The following is a 12,491-nucleotide window of genomic DNA, read 5'->3' on the forward strand; positions in this document are numbered from 1 at the left end:
TAGTCGCACCCAAGATTGTGCACTCTCGGCGCCGTCGTGAAAGAGATCTGACCGCGCATCACCCGTACGGCGTGACTCGACAACTTGGGTGACTCCCCCACTATGTTCCACGTGAAACATCGCAGGATTCAGCGAGGTGGGCTATCCGTTCGAACAACGGCCCACCATCTCGAGCGGTTTCTTCGACCACTGTGCGAGCTTATTGGTGAGGAAACTCATTCGCGCCAAAGCAATGGAAAGGGGGCTCTAGCCCTCCATCGCGATGTCCGCCAGGGCGGCGTATACCCATCCGAGATCGTGGCCGGCCGCTATCAAGGCCTGCGGCAGAATGGATGTCTCGGTAAGACCGGGGAGGACATTTGCCTCGAGAAACCACGGGGTTCCGGCACCGTCGACGATGAGGTCGACGCGAGATAGGTGGCGTAGTCCGAGGGCGGAGTGCGCCGCAAGCGCCGCCGCGGCTGAGCGGTCGGCGTCAGCTTCTGAGATTCTCGCTGGCGTGTAAAAGCGGGTCTGACCAGCATTATAGCGAGCCTCGAAAGTGTAGGCGCCCTCGACGGGATCGATCTCAACCGCGGGAAGCGCGACTGGGCCCATGCCGCTGTCGAGGATTCCGATAGCGATCTCAACACCCGTGATGCGTTGCTCGATAAGGGCAACGTCGCAATAGTTGTAAGCGTTCACCATCGCGCTCGGAAGGTTAGCGCGGTCGGTCACGATGGACACGCCCTGAGCCGATCCGCCCTGAGCAGGTTTCACCACCAACTCCCCCGACAGCTCGTCAGCGAGTTCATCAAGAATGCTGTGCGCCCCGAGTTCGCGGAACGAGTCTCGAGACAAAGCGATCGACAATGGCGTGCGGACGCCGACGCGTGAAACGAGCGACTTGGCGGTCGGCTTGTCCCACGCTAAACGGGCAGCGTCGGCGCGGGACCCCACATAGGGAATGCCGATGAGGTCGAGGAGGCCTCGGAGGGCACCATCCTCGCCGCTAGCGCCGTGGAGTGCAGGCCACACGACATCCGGCTTCGATTCGCGCAGATAAGGCAGCAACGTCGCGTCGGGATCACGAAGCTCGACGATCTTGCCCTGGGCACGCAATCCATCGGCGACGCGGCGACCGGAGCGGAGCGAGACGTCCCGTTCATGCGAGATTCCGCCAGCGAGAACGAGTACGCGGGTAGGTGAATCGTTCATGGTGTTCCTAGCTGAGGTTGGCTGGGGGGTTGATCATCGATGGCGCAGGAGGCGACACCGTCAGAGGGGCTGTCTGCGAGAAAGTGTTGAGTAGCTCAAGTTCACCGTTGATCACGGTGGACAGCCTGCGAATTCCTTCCCGAATGAATTCGGGGGTGGGATAACAGAAAGACAGGCGCATATTGCTGCGTCCATTACCATCCGCGAAGAAGGCTGTGCCGGGCGTATAGGCGACTAGTTCCTTGACGGCACGCGGCAACATGGCCTTGGAATCGAGATTATCGGGCAGCGTGACCCAGATGTAGAAGCCGCCGTTTGGCACGGTCCACTGCAGGTCCGGAAGGTAATCGCCCAGGGCACCGAGCATGGCATCACGACGCTCACGGTAAACGCCACGGAAGGTATCGATCTGGCCCTTCCAGTCGGCAACACTCATGTATTCACTAATGATGTTCTGCGTGAACGAGCTCGGCGACAGTACCGCCGCCTCATTAGCCAAAATGAGTTTCTCTCTGATGGCGTGAGGGGCGAGAACCCAACCGACGCGGAAACCGGGCGCAAGAGTCTTGGAGAACGTACCCAAGTAAACGACGCCATCTTCTTCGACCGATCGCATGGCGTGGGGTGGTGGTCCGTCAAAGTAGAGCAACCCATAGGGGTTATCTTCGAGAACTAGGATGCCGTTTTCCCGAGCGATTTCTAGAACTTCGAGGCGACGCTGCCAGCTGAGAGTCACACCAGCGGGGTTGCTGAACGTGGGAACCGTGTAGAGGAACTTGATCGTCTTGCCGGCGGCGCGCACTGACGCGATGTGGGCTCGCAGCGATTCGGGAACGAGACCGAACTCATCCATCTCCACGTGAGTGATCTCGGCCTGGAACGACTTGAAGACGACCATTGCTGTGACGTAACTCGGTCCCTCGGCGATGACGACGTCGCCGGGGTTGATGAACAGCTTCGTGACGAGTTCAAGAGCGTGCTGGGAGCCCGTGGTGACGACGACGTCGTCGACACTGGCTCGGATGCCTTCGAGGGCCATCACTTCGAGGATTTGCTCGCGCAAAGCCGGAAGTCCTTGACCTGAGCCGTACTGGAGAGCGGCGGGCCCACGATCTCGCATAACGCGGTCGATTGACTCGGTGATGAGATCTTGAGGCAGCGCTGAAACATACGGCATACCGCCCGCGAGCGAAACAACTTCGGGCCGCGAGGCCACGGCAAACAACGCTCGTACCTCTGAAGCGGCGAGCCCTGAGGCGCGATCAGCGTAGTGGTCAAACCACTGGTCGAGGTTGTTTGGCTGTGTTGTCATGGGGCGTCCCGTTCGGTTGACTTTAAACAATAGGCGTTTGAGGGTTCCGACCTGAAACCGAGCGGGCATTGTGACTCGAGAGCGGACAATCTGGACCCGCTGCGGCTCCGAATAACTGACAAAGAAACAATCGTGGAATTAGCCTGTTCGCTTCACGGTTCTACAGTGGGCGGAGCGCCGTTGTTGCGTTGGCTCTGCCCCCCGTCTGACTCCTCATACCCTCAACGAAAGCTGATGATGAACGCTCGCACCGACTGGACCGAAGCTAACCTCGGAGACCTCACTGGCAAGGTCGCGATTGTGACCGGTGCGAATTCGGGGCTGGGGTTAGAGACGAGCCGCGCGCTGCTCAAAGCCGGTGCCCACGTTGTCATGACGATGCGGAGCGAAGCGAAGGCCGCATCCACCGCCGCCGCACTGACTGCTGAACTCGACGGGGCCTCTCTCGAGACGATGCTTCTTGACCTCGCCGACCTCGAGTCCGTGCGGCGTTTCAGCGAAATGTTTCACGGGAAACATTCGCGCCTTGACCTTCTGATCAACAACGCGGGGATCATGATGACGGATGCCCAGCTCACTATCGACGGCTTCGAATCGCAGCTCGGCACCAACCATCTCGGCCACTTCGCGCTCACGGGACATCTACTCGATCTCATTAGGGCAACTCCCGGCGCACGCGTCGTAAGCCTGTCGAGCGTCGCACACCGTTGGGGATTCATGGAATTTGGCGATCTCATGTTCCTCAACGGCTCGTACACACCGCGGGCCGCCTATGGTCGCTCGAAACTTGCCAATCTTCTCTTCGCGTACGAGTTGCAGCGCCTCTTCGACACAGCTGGAGTCGACGCGATCTCGGTGGCCGCGCATCCGGGAACCGCAGGCACAGGACTCGCCGACCACCTGTTCAACCGCTGGTACCTGCGGCCGTTGAAGCCTCTGGTCTTTCTGGGCATTCAAACTCCCAAGCAGGGCGCTCGGCCTTCACTCCGGGCTGCGACAGACCCGCTCGCGAAGGGCGGAGATTTCTTTGGCCCCGGAGGCCGCAAGGAGTACCGGGGTGCTCCGGTCTTGGTGGAGTCAAATGCGGCGTCGCACTCTGAAGTCGATGCGCGCAAGCTCTGGGTCGAGTCCGAGCGCTTGACCGGCGTTAACTACGAAAGCCTCCGTACATCCACCAAATAGTGGATGCCGGAGGCTCTCGGCAGAGTCTGAGCTTTAGGCCAAGAACTCGGCGAGGTCTGCCTCGATGGCAGGCTTCGGCTTGGCGCCAATAACAGTCTTGACGACCTCGCCGCCCTTGAAGACCTTCATCGCGGGGATCGACGTGATCTGGTACTTCATGGCCATCTGCGGGTTGTCGTCAACGTTGAGCTTGACGATCTTGATCTTGTCGGAGTTTTCGGCAGCGATCTGATCAAGGATCGGGCCGACCTGGCGACAGGGGCCACACCACTCAGCCCAGAAGTCGACCATGATGGTCTCTCCGGAGTTGATGACCATCTCTTCGAAGTTGGCGTCGGTTACATCTGTTGCTGTTGACATTGTGTATTCCTTTGTTCGGTGAAGTTGAAAAACTAATGGTGGAGAGAGCGCGGGGCTCCTAGGCGGCTGCTTCGTCTGCGTCCTCAACGCGAGCGGGCTGAACCGCTCCCGCCACGAGTTCGCGCGGCAGTGATGCGAGGTAGTGCTCCGCATCGAGTGCAGCAACAGTGCCGGACCCGGCGGCTGTGACTGCTTGGCGGTAGGTCGGGTCGATAACGTCGCCGGCGGCGAATACTCCGGTGATGTTGGTGCGTGACGAACGACCATCCACTGCCACTGTTCCGTCGGCGTTGATGTCGAGCTGCCCGTGCACGAGGTGCGTGCGGGGGTCGGCGCCGATAGCGATAAAAAGGCCGCTGACGTCGAGGTGGGAAGTGGAACCGTCAACCGTATCCGTGAGGTCGATGCCATCAACGAGCTCGGAACCAGTGATGCCGGTTACAGCCTTATTCCAGACAAATTCGATCTTCGGATCGCTGAAAGCACGCTCCTGCATCGCCTTGGACGCACGCAACTCATCCTTGCGGTGAATGACGTAGACCTTCTCGGCAAACTTGGTGAGGAAGGTTGCTTCTTCCATGGCAGAGTCTCCACCGCCGACGACCGCAATCGTCTTTTGGCGGAAGAAGAACCCGTCGCACGTGGCGCACCACGAAACTCCGTAGCCGCTGAGTCGTTCTTCATCAGCGAGTCCAAGCTTGCGGTAGGCGGAGCCCGTTGCGAAGACGACAGAGAGCGCCTCGTGAACGTCGCCGTTGCCGAGAGTGACCTTCTTGATCTGGCCCTCGAGCTGCAGATCGGTGACGTCGTCGAGAACGATCTCGGTGCCGAAGCGTTCGGCCTGCTTCTGCATTTCGAGCATGAGATCAGGACCCTGGATGCCGTTAGCAAACCCCGGGTAATTTTCGATTTCGGTGGTCTTCATGAGCTCACCACCTGCTTCGACAGAACTGGCGATCAACAGCGGCGCAAGGTTGGCACGCGCTGCGTAAATCGCAGCGGTGTACCCAGCGGGGCCGGATCCGATGATGATGACTTGACGCACTTTTTCGTGTCTCCTTGGGATTGTGATTACCCGGTTCAACACATCCTAGCTACGGAGTATTCCGTGTGGCTGTGGCGTGCGGGCTAGCTACTGAATGTTCGTAGCCCCGCCGCTTTTAGTTCGCTTTTTATTGTTAAGGCAATAAGGAAAGCGACCTCTAGCGTCGCGTCAACCGCGCAACGATCGGGCGAACGAAAGCAAGAAACTCATCGTTCTTAGTGAGCGCGAGCACCGCTGAATACACCAGCAGCATGCCGGTACCAGCCACGGCGATTGAAATGAAGCCCGTAAGGAAACTGGACACCACGAACGACCCTTCCCCGAATCCGCCCAGCAGCAGCAGGATGCCCACACCCGTCGCGGCCGCAGGAATCATCGCCGTAGCGAACCACAGCAAGCGTCGCAGGAGGGGCAGAATCTCGAAACCGGGGAGGCGCTTGCGCAGAACGAACAGCGCGATCGTCGTTTGGACGGTGCCGGCAATGGAGATGGCCAGCGCCAAACTCATAGCGATGCGCTCGACCGGGAACGTTGAAATTACCAGAGCCGCCGCAACGTAGAGAACGATTTGGAAGCTTTGCAAGAAAAAGGGAGTGCGCGTGTCTTCGAAGGAATAGAAAACACGTTGCAGAACGTACATCATGCTGAACGGTACGAGACCAATGAGGTAGACGACTAGTACGCCTGCCAAAGCCATAATCTGGGCATAAGTGGTGCCAAACAGAGCACTAAAGGGAACAGCAATCACCATGAGCCCAATGGCAGCGAACACCAGCAACATCAGGATCGAACGCAGTGCGGAAGAAACATCGCTTCGCATCGACACAAGGTCGTTGTCGCGAGCGTGGCCGCTCATTTGCGTGAAATAGGCCATTCCGATCGAGACGGCGATCACCGAGTGCGGAAGCATAAAAATGAGCCACGCGTTGCTCATGAGGAAGACTGATGGGTTGTCGCCCGAGGCCTGAGAGGCAACGACGCTTTCGACCACACCGCCGACTTGGGTGATCATAATCATCCCGAAGGTCCACGCAGCGGCTTTGCCGGCACGGCCTAACCCGACGCCGCGCCACTGGAACTCAGGACGATAGCGCAGCCCAGCTCGGCGCCAGAAATAGGCGAGCAACGATGCCTGCACGACAATGCCCATTGTGGCGCTGCCGGCGAGAAGCGCGATCATGCCGGGAGTCCAGTCAGCAGCGGCGACTCCTGAGGCACTTCCAAAGATAAAGGAGAAGACAACGAGGCCCGCGAGCATCACGACGTTGTTTACGACGGGAGCCCAGGTGAAGGGACCGAACTTGCCGCGTGCGTTAAGAACTTCGCCGAAGAGTGAATAGAGCGCGTAGAAGAGAATCTGGGGCAGGCACCAATAGGCAAAGGCTGTGGCGAGCGCGACCTTGTTCGATCCAAAGCTCGCGCTTGTGTAGAGGTCGACCAGCAGGGGCGCGCTCAGTGTGGCCGCCAGAGTCACAATGAGGAAGATCACGAGGCCGAGCGTGACGAGTCGGTTGATGAACTTCTGGCCGCCATCTTTGTGGATGGCAGCGCGGACTATTTGCGGCACGATGACAGCGCTGAGCATGCCTCCCGCCACGATTGCGTAGACACTCTTGGGCAGCTGGTTGGCGATCCCGTACGCGTCGGCAGCGCCCCCGGTGATGCCGAGCGTGCGAGCGAGAAGAAGTGCGCTGAGAAAGCCTAGGATGCGCGAAACGAAGGTACCGGAGGCAAGAAGCGCACTGGCTCGCCCGATCGACGCGGGTTTCGGGTCTGGCAGGCCGATGGAGGCGGTCGGAAGGCCGGGTGCCGGCTCGGCGTCTGGACCGAGCTGGTTAGTCATTGAGAGGCTTCTTTCGGCGAGTAATACTGCGAACTAGTCCCAGGGCGAAGATCACCACGACGAGCGCGCCAAACGTGAGAACGATGGGCGTTTCCCAACCGGCTCGAACGTTGACCTCACCGACGGTGGCCGCACCTACTGCGACGCCGTTTGCACTCGCCAGGCTGATCTCAACTTCGACGACACCGTTGGAGAGAGATTGCACCGGCACCTCCCCCTTGGCTTGGGAGTTGGGTTCGATGCGAAGTTCAACGCGTGAGTCTTCTACTGCCATAAGCCCCGTGCGGGGATCGACCGTGATGTAGACCGTGACGGCTTGATTGAGAGCATTGCTGACTGAAACCGGCAATGGTCCGTTGTCTGCGATCAGAAGGAAGTTGCTCGACTCGACGACGCTCACGGCGTCGAGGGTGTCACGCGAGTCGACGAGGAATCCGTTAACAGCGGTGAGCCACTCGGAGGGGTCTTCGTAGGGAACGGCTCCGAGGACATCGAGAAGAGCCAGGCGCCGCTGGGCGATCAGCGCCTCGGGGTCGTCAGCAATGGCGAAGAATGAGCGCTCCTTATACGCGGCGGACAGTAGCCGCTTTGCGTCGCTTACGCGGGATTCCGTTTGAGGCATGTCCTTGATCGTCGCGGCGACCGGGGTGCGCTCGGCGAGTTGCGTCAGCGACACTGTCGTGATCGACGGGCTGGCGGTGAGCGTTGCTAGAGCGGCATCGAGCCGGGCCGCACTCAGCTCAAGCGAGTGATCAATGGCGATCAAAACGGATGCCGTTCCTGCGCTCTGCGCTGCACCCGCGCTCAGCACCGCTTGATTGAGCGCAAGGTTCGCGGCAGTAACATCCCGGTCAATTGTTGACTCGAGTGCCTCATCCATGGCTTCTGATGCCGCAGAGTCCGAAATGAGGGCGGTGACACCGTCGATGCTGGTTACAGATCCAGCATCCGATTGCCGTGAAACATTTGTCGAGGACAGCACGATGGTGCTGTAGCCGCTTTCAGCGAAAGCGGGGAGATCGCTGGCCACGACGGTGTCAGAGCGAGGCCGCAAAAAGCCATCGATCGCGTAGTCCCAGTCGAGAAGCTGTGCGGTGGTGGGATAGTTCGCGTTGTCGTCAAACGCGCCGTCTTGGGGATTAGCAGTCGCGGCCGGATCTGGCTCGGCATCCGTGGGTTCAGCGGTCGAAAAGTTGGCGGCATCCAAGGCAAAATCGAAAGAAATCGGCTCGAGCGTTGAGGCCTGCCCCGATTGCGTCGCGAGGGTCGGGTCAGCATGTGCGTAGGAAAGAGGCACGATGTCATTGCTAACCGAAGAAAGGCGTTCAAGCCACAAGCGAGCTGATTGCGGCACGCTCGTGCCGAGAACCCGGATTGACGCGATAATCATCGGGTCAATAGCGATCGCCACTGGCTTACCGTCGAGGGCATCCAATTGACGGGTGAGCAATCCGAGCGGTTCGGTGTAGTTCGCTAGCGTTTCAGCGTCGATGATGCCACCGCTGCCGCTGGGGACAGTGAGCGGCGCAATCAGAGCGACATCGGTCGCTGCGGACGCCGTAGTGAGGGCACGAACGTCGCTGGCGGCGGGGGCGGCCTGGGCTCCAGTCGCAGCGAGCGTGAGCCCGAGACCGAGCGCTATGGCAGCGCTAAAGACTCTTATAGGCAACGGGAAACCCCGTACTCTCGCTCGGCCAGCATGGTGTGAGTTTATTCGTCCTTGCCTGAATGATGGGTGCTTTGATCACAGAGGCGCAAAATGCAGCCGGTGTCCGTGCGAAACTAGTCCCACCATGGAGAGTGTTGCCCACGCGATCGAGAGTCTCGACAAACTTGCCGACTCTAAGCCAGTAGCTACCCTAGCGGCGCGATTCGCTGCTGAGGGCTTCGAACTCGCGCTTGTGGGCGGACCGGTTCGGGATGCGTTCTTGGGACGTAAGGTCACCGACCTGGATTTCGCAACGAACGCCCACCCCGCCGACATCATGCGGTTAGTAAAGCCGATCTCTGACGCCCAGTGGGACATCGGCCGGGACTTCGGCACTATCGCCGCGCGTATCGATGGCGAGACCGTGGAGATCACGACGTATCGGGCGGATAGCTACGACGGCGAAACCCGTAAGCCGGTCGTCGCATTCGGCGACTCTCTCGAGAAGGATCTCGAACGCCGCGACTTCAGCGTCAACGCCATGGCATTGCGCCTACCGGAACGTGTTCTCGTCGATCCTTGGGGAGGAGTGGAACACCTTCTTACGAGAACGATCACAACACCGGGCTCTCCCGAGGTGTCCTTCGGTGATGATCCGCTCCGGATGATGCGGGCTGCACGTTTCACGTCGCAGCTCGGGTTCACCGTCGACCCCGCCACGGTGGCGGCGATGAAGGAACTGGCTCCGCGCCTGGAGATCGTGAGCGTTGAGCGCGTGAGTGATGAGCTGACGAAACTCTTGAAGACGGATGACCCGGTGCCGGGCATCCGCTTAATGGTGGAGACCGGCCTCGCTGACCAGGTACTCCCCGAGGTTCCTGCCTTGAAGCTTGAAGTGGATGAGCATGCTCACCACAAGGATGTCTACGAGCACTCCTTGACCGTATTACGCCAGGCGATTGATCTGGAGAAGAGTCGGCCCGGTATTGAGGGCCCCGACCTCATCCTGCGCATGGCGGCCCTGCTGCACGACATTGGCAAGCCATCCACTCGCAAGATCGAGCGCGGTGGAGTCGTGACCTTCCACCACCACGACGTTGTCGGCGCCAAGCTCGCGACCAAGCGACTGCGGGCTCTGCGCTTCGACAAAGAGACTATTAACTCTGTCGCGCGCCTGGTGGAGCTTCACTTGCGCTTCTTTGGCTACACCGAAGGCGCGTGGACCGACTCGGCGGTGCGTCGCTATGTTCGGGATGCTGGCGACCAGCTAGAACGTCTGCACATCATTACTCGGGCGGATGTCACCACTCGTAATGTGCGCAAGGCCGACCGGTTGTCGTTTGCCTACGACGACCTCGAAGAACGGATCGGTGCCATTGCCGAGGCAGAGGGGATCGCTGCAGTGCGGCCCGACCTCGATGGTGAAGAAATCATGGCGATCTTGGGCCTCAAGCCCAGCCGCGAGGTCGGCGAGGCCTACAAGTTCTTGCTCGACTTGCGCCTTGATGAAGGGCCCCTCGGCGCGGACGAAGCCGAAAAGCGGCTGCGGCTGTGGTGGGCTGAGCGCTCCTAAGCTTCGCTTTAAACTTCGCCTTGAGTATTGACCCACGGAACAACTACACTAGGCAGGTTGTCTGACTGCTTTCGTGCGGTCGGATGAACGTCAACACCCTCCTGTTACAGACCGTCTGTAACCGTTTAAGTCCGAAGGAGGTGGGTTTGTGACGCATCAGTACGAACTCATGGTCATCCTCGATCCAGAGATCGACGAACGCACCGTGGCTCCCAGTCTCGACAAGTTCCTCAATGTCATCCGCAATGACGGTGGCACCATCGATAACATCGATATTTGGGGTCGCCGTCGTTTGGCCTACGAGATCAACAAGAAGACCGAAGGCATCTACGCCGTCGTGAACTTCACCGCAGAGAGCAAGTCAACAGACGAGCTCGACCGCCAACTCTCACTCAGCGAAGCTGTCATGCGCACCAAGGTGCTGCGTGCCGAAGCTGGGTTCGCTCAGGTAGCTGCTGCAAAGAAGATTGCTGAAGAGAAGGCTGCCCGCAAGGCTGCTGCTCCGGCAAAGACTCCTGCCGCAGACGCTAAGACTCCTTCTTCAGAAGCTAAGGCTCCTGCTGCAGAAGCCAAGACTCCTGCTGCTCCTGCTGCACCTAAGGCTGAAGCGGCTCCTGCTGCAGAAGCCAAGGCTGAAGCGGAAGCTAAGTAACCGTGGCCGGCGAAACAGTCATTACGGTCGTGGGAAACCTCACGGCAGATCCCGAACTGCGTTACACGCAGGGCGGACTTGCCGTAGCTAACTTCACCATTGCCTCTACGCCGCGCACCTTCGATCGAGCATCCAACGAGTGGAAAGACGGAGAAGCTCTCTTCCTCCGTGCTTCCTGCTGGCGTGAATTCGCCGAGCACGTTGCCAGCTCACTGACTAAGGGAACCCGCGTTGTTGCGCAGGGTCGTCTTCGTCAGCGTTCCTACGACACCAAAGAGGGCGAAAAGCGCACGAGCATGGAACTGGAGATCGACGAGATCGGTCCCAGCCTCCGTTATGCAACGACGCAGATCACCCGTGCACCCCGTGACAGCTCGGCTCCTCGTGGAGTTCAGCAGAACGGCGGCCAGCAGAACGGTGGCGGCCAGCCAAAGGAAGAACCGTGGGCAGCTAGCGCTCCTGCAGCTTCATCCGGCGACGTGTGGAACACCCCTGGCAACTACTCCGACGAGACGCCTTTCTAGGCACTCGACGATCAGTCTTATTTACAGAAAGAAGTAACACTCATGGCAGGAAAGAGCAGCGGCGACCGCCGCAAGCCCATCCGCAAAGGCAAGGACGGCAAGAACGCCGCACCCGCCAAGTCGATCCGCGTAGGCGTCATCGACTACAAGGATGTCGCTACGCTTCGCAAGTTCATCTCCGAGCGTGGAAAGATCCGCGCCCGTCGTATCACCGGTGTTTCCGTTCAGGAGCAGCGTCTCATCGCCACGGCCGTCAAGAACGCCCGTGAGATGGCATTGCTGCCCTACGCCGGCGCAGGCCGTTAAGGAGCCACCGACATGTTAAAGCTCATCCTCACTCACGAAGTGACCGGTCTCGGCGCGCCTGGCGACGTTGTTGACGTAAAGAACGGCTTCGCTCGTAACTACCTCGTTCCCCAGGGCTTCGCCGTGGCATGGACTCGCGGTGGCGAAAAGCAGGTTGAATCCATCAAGGCAGCACGCGCATCGCGCGAGCACGCCACTCTCGAAGAAGCGCAGGACCTCAAGGCTCGCCTCCAGGCGACCAAGGTCAAGCTCACCGTGACCGCTGGTCAGGGTGGACGTCTGTTCGGTTCAGTCAAGCCCGCGCACGTAGCAGATGCTGTTTCCGCTGCAGGTCTTGGCGACATCGACAAGCGCAAGATCGAGATCCCCTCGGCAATCAAGATTGTCGGAGACCACGAAGCTACGATCCGTCTGCGTGACGACATCGTTGCAACGATCACCCTTCAGGTGGTCGCTAGCAAGTAATTGCTTGAGAACAAGGACGACGGGCCGGTTGGCTCGTCGTCCTTGTGCTTTAAGCCCGGTTGTCAAGGCTTTTGTGCACAGGATGAAGAAAAAATTCGAACCCTCAAGTCTTACTTTAGGTCGGTTTCTACACACTGTGTGTGAAAACTAAAAATGCTGGTCAGAAGCATTGTTTACGGATTCCCCGCCATTGTTTCCACAGGAGTTTCCACAGTTTGTTCACACGGCTTCCGGCGTTTCGTCCGAGTTATACACAAAGTTATACACAGCCCCAGTTGTGGGTAGTTGATTCTGGTTCGTAAGGTGAAGCAGCCTTGAAGCCCAACCCGCTTTGACGCTGCCCGAGTGTCTGCGGCTGCACGTATAACTAGAGCAGCCCACTAA

11 protein-coding genes and 1 pseudogene are annotated in these 12,491 nt (G+C 59.3%); 6 read left to right on the forward strand and 6 right to left on the reverse strand.

Features of this window, described 5'->3' with window-relative positions; genetic code table 11:
• Positions 1 to 246 precede the first annotated feature (246 nt).
• Together I6E58_RS01475 and I6E58_RS01480 are read right to left on the reverse strand one after the other, a co-directional pair.
• Positions 247 to 1,197, reverse strand: coding sequence for a D-alanine--D-alanine ligase (locus tag I6E58_RS01475; RefSeq protein WP_197129612.1), 951 nt, complete (start codon positions 1,195 to 1,197; stop codon positions 247 to 249).
• Between the two features lie 7 nt (positions 1,198 to 1,204).
• On the reverse strand, positions 1,205 to 2,509 hold the full coding sequence (locus I6E58_RS01480; protein ID WP_197129613.1) for a PLP-dependent aminotransferase family protein: 1,305 nt from the start codon (positions 2,507 to 2,509) through the stop codon (positions 1,205 to 1,207).
• 234 nt (positions 2,510 to 2,743) lie between these two features.
• Between I6E58_RS01480 and I6E58_RS01485 the strand changes: the two genes are divergently transcribed.
• Positions 2,744 to 3,691 carry an oxidoreductase gene (locus tag I6E58_RS01485; RefSeq protein WP_231595111.1) on the forward strand — a complete coding sequence of 316 codons (948 nt, stop codon included), beginning with the start codon at positions 2,744 to 2,746 and terminating at the stop codon, positions 3,689 to 3,691.
• Between the two features lie 33 nt (positions 3,692 to 3,724).
• On the opposite strand, the gene trxA is transcribed toward I6E58_RS01485, so the two are convergent.
• From trxA to I6E58_RS01505, 4 genes are all read right to left on the reverse strand, one after another.
• Positions 3,725 to 4,051: a thioredoxin gene (gene trxA / locus I6E58_RS01490; RefSeq protein WP_129072610.1), complete on the reverse strand. Its 327-nt coding sequence runs from the start codon at positions 4,049 to 4,051 to the stop codon at positions 3,725 to 3,727.
• A gap of 58 nt (positions 4,052 to 4,109) precedes the next feature.
• Complete coding sequence (trxB, locus tag I6E58_RS01495) at positions 4,110 to 5,096, reverse strand: thioredoxin-disulfide reductase (RefSeq protein WP_129072609.1); 987 nt, start codon at positions 5,094 to 5,096, stop codon at positions 4,110 to 4,112.
• A 157-nt stretch (positions 5,097 to 5,253) separates the two neighbouring features.
• Positions 5,254 to 6,939, reverse strand: coding sequence for a murein biosynthesis integral membrane protein MurJ (gene murJ / locus I6E58_RS01500; RefSeq protein ID WP_197129614.1), 1,686 nt, complete (start codon positions 6,937 to 6,939; stop codon positions 5,254 to 5,256).
• Entirely contained in the window at positions 6,932 to 8,608 is a 1,677-nt protein-coding gene (locus I6E58_RS01505) for a DUF6049 family protein (RefSeq protein ID WP_129072607.1), read from the reverse strand. Before I6E58_RS01505 ends, murJ begins: the two co-directional genes overlap by 8 nt.
• Before the next feature lie 124 nt (positions 8,609 to 8,732).
• On the opposite strand from I6E58_RS01505, the gene I6E58_RS01510 reads away from it, so the two are divergent.
• The 5 genes and pseudogenes from I6E58_RS01510 (at position 8,733) to rplI (ending at position 12,107) form a co-directional block, all read left to right on the forward strand.
• Positions 8,733 to 10,160 (forward strand): CCA tRNA nucleotidyltransferase, encoded by a 1,428-nt coding sequence (locus tag I6E58_RS01510; protein WP_197129615.1) that lies wholly within the window; start codon positions 8,733 to 8,735, stop codon positions 10,158 to 10,160.
• Positions 10,161 to 10,329: 169 nt separating this feature from the next.
• Positions 10,330 to 10,671 (forward strand): annotated as a pseudogene (rpsF, locus tag I6E58_RS01515) (30S ribosomal protein S6); the annotation flags it as partial.
• A gap of 143 nt (positions 10,672 to 10,814) precedes the next feature.
• Positions 10,815 to 11,336 carry a single-stranded DNA-binding protein gene (locus tag I6E58_RS01520; RefSeq protein WP_129072604.1) on the forward strand — a complete coding sequence of 174 codons (522 nt, stop codon included), beginning with the start codon at positions 10,815 to 10,817 and terminating at the stop codon, positions 11,334 to 11,336.
• A gap of 42 nt (positions 11,337 to 11,378) precedes the next feature.
• On the forward strand, positions 11,379 to 11,642 hold the full coding sequence (gene rpsR, locus I6E58_RS01525; protein WP_009773575.1) for a 30S ribosomal protein S18: 264 nt from the start codon (positions 11,379 to 11,381) through the stop codon (positions 11,640 to 11,642).
• Between the two features lie 12 nt (positions 11,643 to 11,654).
• Positions 11,655 to 12,107: a 50S ribosomal protein L9 gene (gene rplI, locus I6E58_RS01530; protein WP_129072603.1), complete on the forward strand. Its 453-nt coding sequence runs from the start codon at positions 11,655 to 11,657 to the stop codon at positions 12,105 to 12,107.
• Positions 12,108 to 12,491 lie beyond the last annotated feature (384 nt).

The sequence above is a fragment of the Salinibacterium sp. SWN1162 genome (assembly GCF_015864675.1).
Taxonomy (GTDB): domain Bacteria; phylum Actinomycetota; class Actinomycetes; order Actinomycetales; family Microbacteriaceae; genus Rhodoglobus.

Coding starts and splice junctions, on each gene's coding strand:
- I6E58_RS01475 (WP_197129612.1), bottom strand. CDS start 1,197: ATGAACGATTCACCTACCCGCGTACTCGTTCTCGCTGGCGGAATCTCG.
- I6E58_RS01480 (WP_197129613.1), bottom strand. CDS start 2,509: ATGACAACACAGCCAAACAACCTCGACCAGTGGTTTGACCACTACGCT.
- I6E58_RS01485 (WP_231595111.1), top strand. CDS start 2,744: ATGATGAACGCTCGCACCGACTGGACCGAAGCTAACCTCGGAGACCTC.
- trxA (WP_129072610.1), bottom strand. CDS start 4,051: ATGTCAACAGCAACAGATGTAACCGACGCCAACTTCGAAGAGATGGTC.
- murJ (WP_197129614.1), bottom strand. CDS start 6,939: ATGACTAACCAGCTCGGTCCAGACGCCGAGCCGGCACCCGGCCTTCCG.
- I6E58_RS01510 (WP_197129615.1), top strand. CDS start 8,733: ATGGAGAGTGTTGCCCACGCGATCGAGAGTCTCGACAAACTTGCCGAC.
- rpsR (WP_009773575.1), top strand. CDS start 11,379: ATGGCAGGAAAGAGCAGCGGCGACCGCCGCAAGCCCATCCGCAAAGGC.
- rplI (WP_129072603.1), top strand. CDS start 11,655: ATGTTAAAGCTCATCCTCACTCACGAAGTGACCGGTCTCGGCGCGCCT.